General features: G+C 67.5%; 16 protein-coding genes. 8 read left to right on the top strand and 8 right to left on the bottom strand.

Translation table 11 applies throughout. The features are described 5' to 3' along the window. On the bottom strand, positions 1–1,109 hold a 1,109-nt coding region (ispG, locus tag VFQ05_10935; GenBank protein HET9327281.1), incomplete at its 3' end, for a flavodoxin-dependent (E)-4-hydroxy-3-methylbut-2-enyl-diphosphate synthase. 143 nt (positions 1,110–1,252) lie between these two features. On the opposite strand from ispG, the gene VFQ05_10940 reads away from it, so the two are divergent. Next, complete coding sequence (locus VFQ05_10940; protein HET9327282.1) at positions 1,253–1,852, top strand: outer membrane beta-barrel protein; 600 nt, start codon at positions 1,253–1,255, stop codon at positions 1,850–1,852. Positions 1,853–1,934: 82 nt separating this feature from the next. Here the strand turns inward: VFQ05_10940 and VFQ05_10945 are convergent, their stop codons facing one another. Together VFQ05_10945 and VFQ05_10950 are read right to left on the bottom strand one after the other, a co-directional pair. Continuing rightward, the gene (locus VFQ05_10945; protein ID HET9327283.1) at positions 1,935–2,156 is read right to left on the bottom strand and encodes a hypothetical protein; all 222 of its coding nucleotides are present in this window, start codon (positions 2,154–2,156) and stop codon (positions 1,935–1,937) included. Between the two features lie 123 nt (positions 2,157–2,279). Beyond that, positions 2,280–3,707 (bottom strand): TolC family protein, encoded by a 1,428-nt coding sequence (locus VFQ05_10950; protein HET9327284.1) that lies wholly within the window; start codon positions 3,705–3,707, stop codon positions 2,280–2,282. Here VFQ05_10950 and VFQ05_10955 point away from each other — a divergent pair. Then, positions 3,700–3,834 carry a hypothetical protein gene (locus tag VFQ05_10955; GenBank protein ID HET9327285.1) on the top strand — a complete coding sequence of 45 codons (135 nt, stop codon included), beginning with the start codon at positions 3,700–3,702 and terminating at the stop codon, positions 3,832–3,834. The two genes, VFQ05_10950 and VFQ05_10955, sit on opposite strands and share 8 nt — an antisense overlap. A gap of 103 nt (positions 3,835–3,937) precedes the next feature. On the opposite strand, the gene ettA is transcribed toward VFQ05_10955, so the two are convergent. The 3 genes from ettA to VFQ05_10970 all read right to left on the bottom strand — a co-directional run bounded on the left by ettA (position 3,938) and on the right by VFQ05_10970 (position 6,387). Further along, positions 3,938–5,614, bottom strand: coding sequence for an energy-dependent translational throttle protein EttA (ettA, locus tag VFQ05_10960; protein HET9327286.1), 1,677 nt, complete (start codon positions 5,612–5,614; stop codon positions 3,938–3,940). Positions 5,615–5,750: 136 nt separating this feature from the next. Then, entirely contained in the window at positions 5,751–5,888 is a 138-nt protein-coding gene (locus VFQ05_10965; protein ID HET9327287.1) for a hypothetical protein, read from the bottom strand. Positions 5,889–5,937: 49 nt separating this feature from the next. Then, positions 5,938–6,387 carry a hypothetical protein gene (locus tag VFQ05_10970; protein HET9327288.1) on the bottom strand — a complete coding sequence of 150 codons (450 nt, stop codon included), beginning with the start codon at positions 6,385–6,387 and terminating at the stop codon, positions 5,938–5,940. A 109-nt stretch (positions 6,388–6,496) separates the two neighbouring features. Between VFQ05_10970 and chrA the strand changes: the two genes are divergently transcribed. The 5 genes from chrA (at position 6,497) to VFQ05_10995 (ending at position 11,350) form a co-directional block, all read left to right on the top strand. Beyond that, complete coding sequence (gene chrA / locus VFQ05_10975; protein ID HET9327289.1) at positions 6,497–8,002, top strand: chromate efflux transporter; 1,506 nt, start codon at positions 6,497–6,499, stop codon at positions 8,000–8,002. Between the two features lie 132 nt (positions 8,003–8,134). Then, the gene (locus VFQ05_10980; GenBank protein HET9327290.1) at positions 8,135–8,440 is read left to right on the top strand and encodes a hypothetical protein; all 306 of its coding nucleotides are present in this window, start codon (positions 8,135–8,137) and stop codon (positions 8,438–8,440) included. 97 nt (positions 8,441–8,537) lie between these two features. Further along, on the top strand, positions 8,538–8,777 hold the full coding sequence (locus VFQ05_10985; GenBank protein ID HET9327291.1) for a CDGSH iron-sulfur domain-containing protein: 240 nt from the start codon (positions 8,538–8,540) through the stop codon (positions 8,775–8,777). Positions 8,778–8,790: 13 nt separating this feature from the next. Continuing rightward, complete coding sequence (locus VFQ05_10990) at positions 8,791–9,507, top strand: SURF1 family protein (protein HET9327292.1); 717 nt, start codon at positions 8,791–8,793, stop codon at positions 9,505–9,507. A gap of 70 nt (positions 9,508–9,577) precedes the next feature. Next, positions 9,578–11,350 carry a DUF885 domain-containing protein gene (locus tag VFQ05_10995; protein ID HET9327293.1) on the top strand — a complete coding sequence of 591 codons (1,773 nt, stop codon included), beginning with the start codon at positions 9,578–9,580 and terminating at the stop codon, positions 11,348–11,350. A 73-nt stretch (positions 11,351–11,423) separates the two neighbouring features. On the opposite strand, the gene VFQ05_11000 is transcribed toward VFQ05_10995, so the two are convergent. Further along, complete coding sequence (locus tag VFQ05_11000) at positions 11,424–11,891, bottom strand: PaaI family thioesterase (GenBank protein HET9327294.1); 468 nt, start codon at positions 11,889–11,891, stop codon at positions 11,424–11,426. Then, positions 11,888–12,805 carry a tetratricopeptide repeat protein gene (locus VFQ05_11005; GenBank protein HET9327295.1) on the bottom strand — a complete coding sequence of 306 codons (918 nt, stop codon included), beginning with the start codon at positions 12,803–12,805 and terminating at the stop codon, positions 11,888–11,890. Before VFQ05_11005 ends, VFQ05_11000 begins: the two co-directional genes overlap by 4 nt. Before the next feature lie 152 nt (positions 12,806–12,957). On the opposite strand from VFQ05_11005, the gene acnA reads away from it, so the two are divergent. Then, positions 12,958–14,544 (top strand): aconitate hydratase AcnA (gene acnA / locus VFQ05_11010; GenBank protein ID HET9327296.1); only part of this gene is annotated, 1,587 nt, incomplete at its 3' end.

Raw genomic sequence — 14,544 nt, forward strand, 5'->3', positions numbered from 1 at the left:
GTGCCCGGCAGCGAGATCCCGATGTCCGCGTGCTTGCTCTCGCCCGGCCCGTTCACCACGCAGCCCATGACGGCGATGCGGAGCTGCTCCACGCCCGGATGCCGCTCGCGCCAGACGGCCAGCCGCTTCTGGATATGGCCCGTGACTTCGGCGGCCAGCTCCTGGAAGAACGTGCTGGTGGTGCGTCCGCATCCCGGGCAAGAGGAGACCTGCGGCGTGAAGTGACGCAGTCCCAGGGACTGGAGCACCTGCTGGCAGACCCGCACTTCGTCCGCACGGTCGCCGCCAGGCTCCGGCGTGAGGCTCACGCGAATGGTGTCGCCAATCCCTTCGCAAAGCAGCACCGAGAGCGCCGCGGTCGAGGCCACGATCCCCTTCATCCCCAGACCCGCCTCGGTGAGACCGAGGTGGAGGGGGTAGTCGCAGGCCTTCGCGAGCCCGCGATAGACCTGGATCAGATCGCGGACGTCGCTGACCTTGGCCGACAGGATGATGGCGTCGTGCGGCTGTCCGAACCTCTCGGCCAGCTCCGCCGAGCGCAAGGCGCTCTCGCGCATCGCCTCGAGCACGACATCGCGGTCGGCGAGCGGCTCGGCGCGACGCGCGTTCTCGTCCATCATCCGGGTGAGCAGGGCTCGATCGAGCGATCCCCAATTGACGCCGATCCTCACCGGCTTCCCGTGTCCGACCGCGACTTCGATCATGCGGCGGAAGTTCTCGTCGTGCTTCTCGCCGACGCCCACGTTGCCTGGATTGATCCGGTACTTGTCGAGCGCCCGGGCGCATTCCGGGTATTCGGTGAGCAGGAGGTGGCCGTTGTAATGGAAATCGCCGACGAGCGGAACGGTCACGCCGCGTTCGCCGAGGCGGCGGCGAATCTCCGGGACGGCGGCCGCCGCCGCTCTGGTGTTGACGGTGATCCGCACCAGCTCGGACCCCGCCTCGGCCAGCAGCTCGACCTGCTCGGCGGTGCTCGACGCGTCCTCGGTATCGGTGTTGGTCATCGACTGGACGACCACTGGATGGCCGCCGCCGACCGGCACTCGGCCAATGTAGCAAGTCGCTGTGCGACGGCTACTTAGAGGCTTGCCTTCCCCGATCTGGACCAGTGGCACGAGGCCAGGATAGGGAGCCGTCCACGAGCCCGTCAAATCTCTCAAGGTCGGGGCCCTGAGCGCCGAGAACCTAGGGGCCAACCCTTCCACGGGTCTGGACCCCAGGCCGTAAGAGGTTTTCCCAAGAGGAGGACTCCATGAAGTTCAAGGCAGTGGTTCTTGGCGTGGCTCTCTCGGCGCTGAGCGTCGGTGCGGCCCATGCCGGCTCGAACTGGATTGGTTTCTCCGGCGGCGCCGGAATCCCCACCGGGGACTATGGCGATGCCGCCGCAATGGGCTGGCACGTGGGCGCCACGGGTACCCACATGATGAACGACGCGTGGGGCATCGGAGCGGATCTGTCGTACCACGCTTGGGGCGGCTCGGATGATCTGAACGCTGCGATGGAAGCGGCTTTCGGTCCCGGCTCCGAGATTTCGTGGAGCGCCATCCAGGCGGACGTGCACGGCGTGATGATGATCCCGACCCAGAGCAACGTGAAGCCGTTCGCTCAGGCGGGCTTGGGTCTCTACAACCTGTCGGCCAAGCTGAGCAGCCCGATGGGTGACGATGACACCTCCGAGTCCAAGCTGGGCTTCAACTTCGGCGGCGGAATGGACTTCGCCGGCACCGGCAACACGCGTTGGGGCGTCTCGGGTGCGTACCACATCGTTCCGGCCGAGGAAGATCTCGGCTCGGACGTGAACTTCTTCTCGGTGGGTCTCAACTTCAAGTGGGGCCTCTCCTCGGGCAACTGACGCACGCGAAGGACCGCACGCAAAGCAGCACGGCCCGGCCGGGGTTCCCGGCCGGGCCGATTTGATTGACGGTCCTAGGGGCTCAGTACACGAAGGCGTGAGGGACGACGGTCGGATTGCCGTGACGCTCGCCGATGTGGACCAGCGTCGGCTTCGAGGCCGTCGTCGTTCGCGGGCACGACGCCGCGCAGCCGCCGCTGCTGCCGGTCTGTGAGCGATCACGCACCAGCGTATCCGACGCCACAGCGATCGCCGCCAGGAACAGAGTCAGGAACAAGAGGGCGGACAGGAAAGGACGACGCATGGGAGCCTCCATGAGCGACCAGCTTGAGTCATCCCGGCGGTCGCGGGATTGTCCGGCCGCCGTCATCCACGCGTGTCAGCCGCTTGCAAAGAGCAGCCAGTGGGCGAGCAGTGCGCGAAAATCTCAGAACGAGACTTTGGGCGGAGGGATGGCCTGGCGCCGCTCGAAGTCGTAGAGCGTCCCGCGCCGCAGGTCGTAATAGGCCGACCAATAGGAGCGAAGCGCGTCGAGGTATCCGCGCCGGGCGCTCTCCTTCTCGTTCAACGCGATGTTGACCGAGTTCAGGTCCCCTTCACCGCCGAGGTAGCGCTCCCGCAGCTTCCGGTAGCGCCGGTCCGCGATCGAGTCGGCGCGAAACGACAGGTGCAGCTGCTTCGATTGGATCTGGAATTGGGTCACCTTGAAGAAGATGTCGCGTTCGAAGTCGATCTGCGCCTGCTCGACGTCGCGTTTCGTGACCTCGCGCTGGGATTCGGCGACCGCGACGCGCGCCCGGCTGCGCCCCCAGTCGATGATCGGAAACGACAGCGAGAAGAGCGCCTGCTGGTCCGTGCGCTGCTCGCGATAGAGATTCGAGAAGTCGTCGGTGGTGTTGGAGAGGCCGTAGCTCGCATGCAGCCAGGTGCTGCCTCCCTGGGAACGGGCCTGGGCCACCGAGCGGTCGGCCTCGATCAGCCGGCGTGACCAGGCCATGGCCGTGGGCCGGTTGCGGCGCGCTTCCGCGATCGCGGTCGGCAGGTCCACCGTGGGCTCCGGCACGTCGGTCGCGGGGACGAGCTCGAAGGAGCGGTGGTCCCCGACGCCCAGATAGTTTCCGAGCCGCTGCTGCCGGCTCTCGTGGTCCACACGTGCGCGCGTGAGGCGAAGATCGGAGTTCAGGTTGGTGAGCTCCGCCTGGAGCATGTCGTTCTCGGGCACCTTGCCGGCGTCGAAGCGCCTGCGCACGACCGCCACCAGCGTCTCGGCCCGTGCGCGCTCCGTGAGCGCATCACGCAATGAAGCTTGCGACGAAAGCAGGTCGAAGAAGTAACCGATGGTCGTTGCCGAGACGGTCTCCAGGTCCTCGACCGCCATTTGCCGCGCTTCGGCGAAACGCTTGGGCTCGATGCGCAATCCCCACTTGTACGAGTTGTAGGCGAACAACTGTTGATCGTAGGCGAGCTGGATCGGGGTCGCGGAGTACGCGCTCGGTCCGGCGCCCTCGATCTCGCGAGTGCGCTCGAGACTCGAGCGCAGCGAGATACGGCCTCCCGTCAGCGTCACGACCTTGCTGAGCGCGAGCGTGCCCGAGGAATTCGCCTGGCTGCGCGGCACGAAGGCATCGGTCCCGTCGGGCAGGGTCTGGAGCTCGATCGTGCGCTCCCACTGCACCGGGGTCGAGCTGAGGTCGAAGCTCGGCCGATAGTCGGCCTTGAACGTCACGTACTGCCAGTAGCTGGCCCGGTAACGGTGCAGCGCCGTCATCGCGCTCGGCGACTGCCCACGCGCCATGTCGAGCGCCTGGCGAAGCGTCAGGCGAACGGGTTGGGCGCCGGCGACGGGGATGGCCACGATCGAAGAGGCCACCACCCATGTCACGGCGAAGATGCCGGGCCGAGAGAAGATGGAGAAAGTTGGTTTCACGGATGGTCTGGGCGCGGCCGGGCTGACGATGGTAGAAGAGCGGGCCGCGGCATGACAAGAAACGACCGGCCCGCGTCGCGCCGAGACACTGCGAATCGCACGATCTCCGCGTCGCGATGCGAATTTCGCACGGTCGCTCCCGGAGCGGCCTTCAGAAGCTAGTGATGGACGAGCTTCTTGTAGCGGATGCGATGCGGCTGATCCGCGTCCGCGCCCAGCTCGCGCTTGCGCTCCGCCTCGTACGCCTGGAAGTTGCCTTCGAAGAAGCGGACCTGCGAATCGCCTTCGAACGCCAGCATGTGGGTGGCGATGCGATCGAGGAACCAGCGGTCGTGTGAGATCACCACCACGCAGCCCGCGAACTCGAGCAGCGCGTCCTCGAGCGCGCGCAGGGTATCGACGTCGAGATCGTTGGTCGGCTCGTCGAGGAGCAGCACGTTCGCCCCGGACTTGAGCATTCGCGCCAGATGGACGCGGTTGCGCTCGCCGCCCGAGAGGTCCTTGACCCGCTTCTGCTGGTCCGCGCCCTTGAAGTTGAAACCCGCCACGTAAGAGCGCGAGTTCACCGTGCGCTTGCCGAGCGTGATGGTGTCTTCGCCGCCGCTGATCGCTTCCCAGACGTTGGCGTCACCCGGAAGCTGGTCGCGGCTCTGATCCACGTAGGCGAGCTGCACGGTCTCACCGATCCGGAGCGACCCGGCGTCGGGCGCTTCCTGACCGGTGATCATGCGGAAGAGAGTGGTCTTGCCGGCGCCATTCGGCCCGATCACGCCGATGATGCCGGCGGGCGGAAGCTTGAAGGACAGGTCTTCGATCAGCAGGTTGTCGCCGTAGCCCTTGCGCACGCCTTCGGCCTCGATGACCACGTTCCCGAGCCGCGGCCCGGGAGGGATGTAGATCTCGATGTTCTCGATCTTCTCGCGTCCTTCCTCGGCGAGCAGCTTCTCGTAGGCCGTGAGTCGCGCCTTGCCCTTGGCCTGGCGCGCGCGGGGTGCCATGCGCACCCATTCGAGCTCACGGTCCAGCGTTCTCTGGCGCGCGCTCTCGGCCTTTTCCTCGTGGGCGAGCCGCGTCTTCTTCTGCTCGAGCCAGGATGAGTAGTTGCCTTCCCAGGGAATGCCGGAGCCCCGATCGAGCTCGAGGATCCATCCGGCCACGTTGTCGAGGAAGTAGCGGTCGTGGGTGACGGCCACCACCGTGCCCGCGTACTCCTTGAGGAAGCGCTCGAGCCACGCCACCGACTCGGCGTCGAGATGGTTGGTGGGCTCGTCGAGCAGCAGCAGATCGGGCTTGGACAGCAGCAGTCGACAGAGCGCGACGCGGCGGCGCTCACCGCCGGAGATCTTCGACACATCCGCATCGGGCGAAGGACAGCGCAGCGCGTCCATCGCGATTTCGAGCTGCCGGTCGAGCTCCCAGAGATTGCCGGCGTCCATCTTGTCCTGGACCTTGGCCTGCTCCTCGAGCAGGGCCGTCATCTCGTCGTCGCTCATCGGCTCGGCGAAGCGGGCGCTGATCTGGTTCCAGCGCTCGACCACCCGGACCTTGTCGGCCACGCCATCCTGGACGTTCTCGAGCACGTTCTTCTTCGCGTCGAGCCGGGGCTCCTGCTCGAGAAGCCCGACGGTGTAGCCCTTGCCGAGAAATGCTTCGCCGAGGAAGTCCTGGTCGACACCGGCCATGATGCGAAGCAGCGAGCTCTTGCCCGCGCCGTTCAACCCCAGCACTCCGATCTTGGCGCCGTCGTAGAAGGACAACCAGATGCCCTTCAGGATCTCGCGCTTGGGGGGGACCACCTTGCGGAGGTCCTTCATGGTGTAGATGAAGTCGGGCATGGGATTCCGTGGAAAGGGGAGGAGCGAGGTTCCGAAGCGGCGAAAGATGCGTCATGCGCGCCCCGGCGCGCAAGCGGCGCGGGGGAGTCCCCCCGCGCCGCCGCGGCTCACCGACCTCGAGGGCCGGTGAGGTCTACTAACGGCCGCCGCACGGCATCGGGCAGATGCCCGAAGCCGGACAGTCCTTCTGACGCGCCGCCGTATCGCCCGTGACCGCCAGCGCGACCGAGGACAGCGCGGCCATCAGGACCAGCATGCCGATGATGCGCTTCATGACGATTCTCCTCTCGTGAAAAGAAACCTGTCGTGACACGAGGTTCGTGTCAGGCGAGCTTCGCGAGATCGAGCGGAGCGACAGGAGGCGCCCGCGTCATCGGCGGTGCATGAGGGGCGTTCACACCCGGGCAGAGCCCCGCACGCGACTCGGGCCGGATGCGTGAGATCAAAGGAGCGGGCGGCGCGGGATCGGCCGGCGCCTCGAACGGCATCGCGACGTCCAAAGGCGGCGCGATGATCTCGCGTGGCGCCAACCCATCGGCATGAGGGCCCACGCACCACAGACCGGAGTCACCCGAGCCGGAGACTGGACACTCGCCATCGAGAGGACAGGGAGACAGGGCGGAGTCGTTCGATGCCGCTTCGCACTCCATTCCCATACCTGCTCGACAGAGCGCGGTCGTCGAGCACCACTGGAAGGCGGGAAGCGCCATCCACAACGAGAGCCCGATCATGATCGGCCCTGCGTGCCACCGCCATGCCGCCTGGCGTCGCATGCGGGTAAGATCGGCCCGACCCGCCGCGGCAGTGTCTCCGACCGGTCAATTCCGAGGGACTCGGCCGCTTGGCGCCGCAACGAGGTCGGTGCCTACACTGCGTCCAGCCATGCCGCCGACTCTCCGAAGGCGTTGGACCCTGTTCCTGCTCCTCGCCGCGACGCTCGTCCTGGCGTGGCTGGATCTGGGTAGCCCTGACGGCGTCTATGCGTGGGCGTTCGTCTCCGTGGTGCTGGTCTGCACCCTTCTCGCCCTGCGCGGCGCGGAGCCGGCGTTTCTGGCGGGCGGCCCGGGAGCCGCCTCCGTCCCTCGCGCCGCCACGATCACGACCCGGGGGTTCTTCAAGGAGTCCCTGGTCCTGGGGCTCACCGGCTTCGGGGGCGGGCTCGCGGTCCTGTCCCAGATCGAGCAGCGGCTCGTGCAGCGCCGGCGTCTGGTGCCGATCCGCAAGTTCCTCGAGACCGCCGCCATCGCCCAGGGCCTTCCGGGCGCGGCGGGCGCGAACACGCTCGCCCTGATCGGCTACGACCTCGGCGGCGTGCCCGCGGCCGTCGCCGGCGCCGCCGGTTTCGTGCTGCCGTCGTTCCTCATGCTCATGATCGCGGCGCTGCTGTATCCGCGCTTTCGCGATGTCGCGGCGGTGGACGGCATCTTCCGGGGTCTCGATCCCGCGGTCGCCGCGCTCGTGTTCCTCACCGCGGTGCGACTCGGTTCTCGGCTCGAGATGGGCGCCGAAGGACCGCGCGGCTGGCAGGCCCTGTGGCGGCAGCGCTGGGATCTCGCGACCGCGGCACTTGCCGGTCTGGCGGTCGCCTGGGCCGGCATCGGTGTCGTCGAGGTCATCCTGGTGGCCGGATTGTTGGGCGTGGTGCGCACGACGGTCCGGGGTCTGCCCGATCCGTCCACCGTGTTCGAGAATCGCTGGCGATGGTTCCGCCGCCGCGTGGCGCAGGCCGCACGCTTCGGCGCGCGGGCCATTCAGGTCCCGTGGTGGCGAAGACTCCACGATCCGGGCGAGGACGACCTGCTCTCCGTGTCGCCATGGATCCTGTTCGCGCTCCCGTTCGTACCGGCCATCGATCGCCTGTCTTCTCTCGGGCCTCTGGCAACCGTCTTCCTCCGCGCCGGCGCCGTCACCTTCGGCGGTGGCTTCGTGATGATCCCGCTGCTCGAGCTGGAGCTGGTGCAAGTCCACCGCTGGCTCAGCCCGAGCGAGTTCGCGGATGCGGTGGCGCTCGGACAGGTGACGCCGGGACCCGTGATGATCACCGCCACTTTCGTCGGCAGCCGCATGGCGGGCGTGATGGGCGCGCTGGTCGCCACGTTCTCGGTGTTCGCGCCCGCGTGGCTGCTGGCCCTCGCGGTGGGAACCTCCGTCCGCCGCCTGCGGGGAAGCCCTGCGGTTCAGGCGTTCCTGAACGGCATCCAGCCGGCGGTCGTGGGACTCATGTTCGCCGCCGCCGTGGCCATGGCGCGGCACGGGATCCAGGACTGGATGGGCGCCTTCATCAGCGTGACGACGCTGATGCTCCTGCGGCGCTGGAGGCTTCATCCGCTGCCGGTCCTGCTCGGCGCCGCCATCGTCGGGATCGTCTGGCGGTTCATCATTCACTGACAAGCACTTAGCGGCATCCGAGGCGGGTCGCCGGCGGCGGCGCCGCCGGGTCGCAACCCCCGGAACCCTCACGACGTAAGGATGCTGTCGAGGGACGGGCCTTCCCTGGATCCCGTCAGGAGGAGACGCGAAGTGATCGAGACGATGGTTGCGGGGTTCGTCACCGTGGTGAGCCTGGCCGTCGTGGGACTCTTCCTTGCCGGGTTCTGTGCGCTGGTATGGCTGGTGGTTCTGCCGTTTCAACTCCTCGGCTGGGTGTTCAAAGGTCTCGGCCTCCTCTTCGCCGTTCCATTCATTCTGCTGTTCGGAGCCCTCGGCCTCCTGATCTTCGGGATCGGCATGTCGATCTTCCTGATCCCGTTCATCCCCTTGGCGCTCATCGCCTGGCTCCTGTGGCGCTGGATGCGCCGGCAGCCCCGCGCGACGGTTTCCGCGTAGGGCGCCCCGCCAGCGCTCGGGCGCCGCTCGACTCGCGGCGCCTCGTCGCGGCTGATAGAGTGCCTCCCTTCGTTCACGACGTGGATGGGAGGAGCCCATGGCGGCCACTCGGATCACCGTGATGAACAACGGCTCGCTGCGGGTCGAAGGCGATTTCGAGATCGCCGACCAGGAGGGCCGCGTCTTCGGCCTCGCCGGCCGCACGCGAGTCAGCCTGTGCCGATGCGGCCAGTCGCAGACCAAGCCATTCTGCGACAGCGCGCACAAGACCTGCGGCTTCGACTCGATCGTGGTCGCTCGCGAGCTTCCACCGCCGGCTCCGAAACCGGCCTCCTGAGCGCGGGCGCCGCGTGCGCCGGGGAAACGTGGTTCTCGCGCTGGCCATTCTCGTGGCCGCGGCGATCTGCGTCCGTCTCGGCATCTGGCAGCTGTCGCGCTACCAGCAGAAGCAGCGTCTCAATGCCGAGCGCGCCGCACGGCTCGCGGAGCCTCCGGTGCTCTGGGATGGAACGGCTTCGATGTCCGATCTCTCGGGGCGCCGCATCGCGCTCCACGGCCGGTACGACTCCACGCGACACGTGCTGCTGGCGTATCGCGAGCATGACGGCACGACGGGAGTCGAGGTGGTGACCCCGCTGGTTCCGAATGGAGGCCGGCCCGTGCTGGTCAATCGCGGATGGCTGCCGGCGGACGATGGGGTGAGCGCGAGGCCTCAGGACTTCTCCGAGCCGGGGGAGGTCGAAGTCGTCGGCGTCGCCGAACCCTTCGTTCACGGCCGCTTCGGAGTGCGCCGGCTCGAGAGCGACTCGGTGACTCTCTTTTCCACCCGGGGGCTCGATGCCGACAGCGTGGCCGCGCGGCTCGGCCCGGTCGCGCCATTCGTGGTGAGACAGACTCCGGGTGAAGGCGTCCCCTCGAGGCCGCGGCGCAGCGCGCCGCCTGAGTTCGATACCGGGATGCACCTGGCCTACGCCATTCAGTGGTTCGTCATTGGCGCGGTCGTGCTCGGTGGGGGATGGGTGCTGTTGCGCTTGCGCTCGCGATCGAGCGCGCGGAGCGCCGCATGAGCTGTGCTAGTCTTCCGCCTCCGCCGGTGAAGCACGCTCCCAGACCTCGTGGCCATACGGAGTGCCCCCCATGTCGAAGCACGTTCGCGCGTTCGCGCTCGCCCTCCTGGCGGTTTCGATGACCGGCACCGCCCATGCCGCACCCGCGCAGGACCTCGCAAAACTGTGTGACGACTACTGGCAGGGACACCTCCGCGCCAACCCGGTGGCCGCGACCTCGATCGGAGACGACCGCTACGACGACCAGCTGAGCGACATCACCCCCGCGGGGATCGAGCGGGACGAAGCGCGTCTCGAGTCGGTCCTCGCCCGCGCACGCGCCATCGATCCCAAGGCTCTCAACGCCGCGGACCAGCTGACGCGCGCGGCGCTGATCGAGGAGATCGAGGACGAGCTCGCGGCTTCCTCGTGCCGCATGGAGCAATGGGTCGTGGATCCGCTCGGCGGGCCGCAGGTGGATATCATGAACCTGCCCGATTACACCGCGCTCAACACGCCGGCCCAGGGCGACAAATTCGTGAAGCGTTGCCGGCGCATGGGCCGCTACTTCGACGACCACATCGCGAACCTGCGTCTCGGCCTCGGTCAGGGCAAGGTCGCGAGCCGGAGCGCGGTGGAGAAGACGATCGATCAGATCGACAAACTGGTCTCCGGGCCGGTCGAAAGCCTGGCGCTGCTCGCCCCGGCCCGCGCGGCGCATCCCAAGTGGCCGGCGGAGCAGAAGCAGCGTTTCGCCCGCGAGCTGCGCGCCGCGGTGACCGACACCGTCGTGCCCGCTCTCGTCCGCTACCGCGACTTCCTGAAGCGCGACGTGCTGCCGGTCGCCCGCGCGCCGGAGAAAGCCGGATTGGCGGCGCTGCCCGGCGGCGTGGAGTGCTACCGCAAGATGATCCGAGTGCACACCTCGCTCGACATGACTCCGGAAGAGCTGCATCAGCTCGGGCTCCAGCAGGTGGCGAAGTTCCGTCAGGATCTCAGTGCGCTCGGCTCCAAGACGCTCGGGACCTCAGACGTGCGCGAGATCGAGAACAAGCTGCGCACCGATCCGGAGATGCACTTCTCGACCGCCGAGGAGGTGGAGAGCAAGGCCCGGGAGACGCTGGCGAGAGCGCAGGCGGCGATGCCCAAGTGGTTCGGAGCCGTGAAGCCCAAGACGGCCTGCAACGTGAAAGTGATGGGCATGCACGAAGCGCCGTATTCGACCATCGCCTATTACCGCCAGCCCTCGGCCGACGGCAAGCGCCCCGGGCAGTACATGATCAACACCTACATGCCCGAGACGCGGCCACGATACGAAGCCGAAGCGCTCGCGTTCCACGAATCCGTCCCGGGCCATCACCTGCAGATCGCGGTGGCTCAGGAGCTGACCCGCGTGCCCGAGTTCCGCAAGCATCAGGGCGTGACCGCGTTCGTCGAAGGCTGGGGACTCTATTCGGAGCGTCTGGCCGACGAGATGGGCCTCTATTCGAGCGACGTGGACCGGCTCGGCATGTTGTCGTACGACGCATGGCGCTCGTGCCGCCTGGTGGTGGACACCGGGCTTCACGCGATGGGCTGGTCCCGGCAGCAGGCGATCGACTACATGAAGGAGAACAGCTGCCTGGCCGAGAACAACATCGCGAACGAGGTCGATCGCTACATCACCTGGCCCGGGCAGGCGCTCGCGTACAAGGTCGGCCAGCTCGAGATCCTCAGGCTGCGTGACGAGGCGAAGCAGAAGCTCGGCGCTCGCTTCGACATCAAGGCCTTCCACGACGTCGTGCTGGGAAACGGCGCGATCGCCCTGCCGGTGTTGCGCGAGCAGGTGGAGAACTACATCAAGCAGGCGGCGGGCTCCCAGTAGCGTCAGTGGGTCTGTAACTCCTTGCTCTCCCCGGGGAGAGTAAGGAGTTACCATTACGCACGGGCAGGGTTCCCTAGCCCGACAGCGTCGGGTTGTCCCTCACGCACATCATGGTGCCGACCATGTGCGCGACGCGCTTCTCTTGGCCCCCTCGAATGGCCCAGCCTTCGGCCTCGCACACGGTGACGCTGCGCCCCGGGCGGAGCACTCTGGCCCTGGCGGCGAACCGGTCGCCTGAGGCGGGGGCGAGCAGGTTGATCTTGAACTCCACCGAGAGCACCTCGGCGTCCGCCGGCATCAGCGAGAAGGCGGCGTAGCCGCACGCGCTGTCGAGAATGGTCGCCAGGATGCCGGCGTGAAGGAACCCGTGCTGCTGGGCGAGCTCCTCTCGATAGGGAAACGCGATCTCGACCATCCCAGGAGCGACGCGCGTCAGCTCCGCGCCCAACGTCGCCATGACCGCCTGGCGCGCGAAGCTCGCGCGCACGCGGGACTCGAATTCTGGATCCGGCGGCGTGAACGTGGTCGCCTCGACCGTCATGGCCGGACTCCGAGCCGATGGAGCTCCGCTTCGGCCGCGATGTGGCCGAACGCCGCCCAGGCGTCGCCCGCCATGACTTGTCGCATGGCCGCGATCGCCTCGGTGCGCCGGCCACTCGCCAAGTGCCAGCCCGCGACTCCGTAACCCACGGTCGCGAAGGTTGTGCCGCCTCTCCGCATCGCCGAGGCCAGCAGCGTGTCGGCCGTCACGCGCCCGCGGTAGAGCTGCAGCAAGTGGAAGTAGTCGTGGTTTTCGATGAGGTCGAAGTCGTCCCGAATGGGTTGCAGCAAGCGTTCCGCCTCCTCCATGCGTCCCAGCCGCACGAGCGTCTGCCACTGCCAATAAGTCGTCGCACACAGCTGGTCGGGATTGTTCGACACCTCACGGCAGCGCTCGTAAGAGTGGCGCGCCTTCTCGAAGTCCCCGGTCAGGTATTGGCCGAGAGCGAGGTGATACCACACGTTGGACTGGAGAGTGCTGGTGGGCGTGTTGCGCGCGTTCGGAATACCGTCGGGCTCGATCTGATCCGGCTGCCCCTCGATCAGTCGGGCCGCCTGGTCGAGGTCTGCGATCGCCGACTCGAAGCGGCGGAGCGTGAGATAGCGGTGGCCTCGATGGCGGTAGAGCCGCGCATCCTTGGGGTGCTGGCCGAGTGACGCGGAATAGATCCCGATGGCATCGCGGAAGCGGCCGAGATAGGCGGTGCGCCGCCCCAGCCAGATCGCGGCATCGGCGTCTGCGGGGTTGCGATCGTACTCTGCCTGCGCGCGGCCAAGCCGCGATTCGAGCGTGTCGCGCGTGTCGGCGCTCAGAGGGGCCGCGATCAGAGGCGTCCCGAACAGGGAGTAGGCCTCGGGCGAAGACGGCGGCCCCTGGACGGGCGGCTCCGAAACCGTGGCGCAGCCGGCCACCATGCACGCCGCGAGGAGCCCGCCCCAGCACCGCATACTCGCAGTCTAGCGGGCCCTCTCGGGGAGGGGTATCATGGCTGCGTTCACGGGGACCCTGTGCGTCCCCCCGTTCTCCCGACGGCCCTGTGTGCCGTCGTCACCGGAAAGGACGAGCCATGAACGCCCGCGATCCATTCGGCGCATTCGCCACCCTCGAGACTCCCGCCGGACGCTTCGGCATCCACCGTCTCGATCGCCTCGCCCAGGAAGTCGGCATCTCCCTCGAGCGATTGCCCTTCTCGATTCGCGTGCTGCTCGAATCGGCGCTTCGCAACTGCGACAACTATCAGGTCACCGAGGACGACGTGAAGCGCCTCGCCGCCTGGAACGGCGCGACCGGCGATCCGGTCGAGGTGCCGTTCAAGCCGGCGCGGGTGATCCTGCAGGACTTCACCGGCGTGCCCTGCGTGGTGGACCTGGCGGCGATGCGCGATGCCATGAAGCGCATGGGCGGCGATCCACGACGCATCAATCCTCTGGTGCCGGTCGATCTCGTCATCGATCACTCGGTGCAGGTGGACGTCTTCGGCAGCGTGATCGCGCTCGAGCGGAATGCCGAGATCGAGTTCGAGCGCAACCGCGAGCGCTACGAATTCCTGCGCTGGGGGCAGAAGGCGTTCTCGAACTTCCGCGTGGTGCCGCCGGCCACGGGAATCGTGCACCAGGTGAATCTCGAGTACCTGGCGAGCGTCGTGCGCAGCGATCAGGATCTGGCATTCCCCGATACGCTGGTCGGCACCGATTCCCACACCACGATGATCAACGGGCTCGGCGTGCTGGGCTGGGGTGTGGGCGGCATCGAGGCCGAGGCGGTGATGCTCGGCCAGCCGCTCTACCTGGTGATGCCGCAGGTGGTGGGCTTCAAGCTGACCGGGCAGTTGAAGGACGGCGTCACCGCGACGGATCTGGTGCTGACCGTGACCCAGATGCTGCGCAGGAAGGGCGTGGTCGACAAGTTCGTCGAGTTCTACGGACCAGGCCTCGCGGGCATGACGATCGCCGACCGCGCCACCATCGCCAACATGGCGCCCGAATACGGCGCAACCGTCGGGTACTTCCCGATCGACGACGAGACTTTGCGCTATCTCGAGCGCACCAATCGCGTGTCCGACGCGCGGCGGACGGAGGCCTATGCCAAGGAGCAGGGGCTGTTCCGCACGAGCCAGACCCCGGACCCGACCTTCACGGACACGCTGTCGCTCGAGCTGGGCGACGTGGAGCCGAGCCTCGCAGGGCCGAAGCGTCCCCAGGACCGGGTCGCGCTGCGCGAGATGAAGGGCAACTTCCGCCGCACGCTGATGGCGCCGGTCAAGGAGCGCGGCTACGGGCTTCCCGACTCCGCGGTGAGCGCGACGGTCGAGGTGGGCACCAACGGCGATCGTGCGAAGCTCGGGCATGGCGCCGTGGTGATCGCGGCGATCACCTCGTGCACCAACACTTCGAACCCCTCCGTGATGGTGGCGGCGGGACTGGTGGCGCGGAAGGCACGCGAGCGCGGGCTCAAGCCGAAGTCCTACGTGAAGACCAGCATGGCGCCGGGCTCGAAGGTGGTGACGCGCTATCTGCGCGAGGCAGGACTGATGGAGGACCTCGAGTACGCCGGGTTCCACACCGTGGGCTACGGATGTACCAGTTGCATCGCCGAGGGAACACCCGTCCTTCTGGCGGACGGCACGGCTTGCCCGATCGAGGATCTTCCCGAG

Source organism: Candidatus Eisenbacteria bacterium (assembly GCA_035712145.1).
Classification (GTDB): domain Bacteria; phylum Eisenbacteria; class RBG-16-71-46; order RBG-16-71-46; family RBG-16-71-46; genus DASTBI01.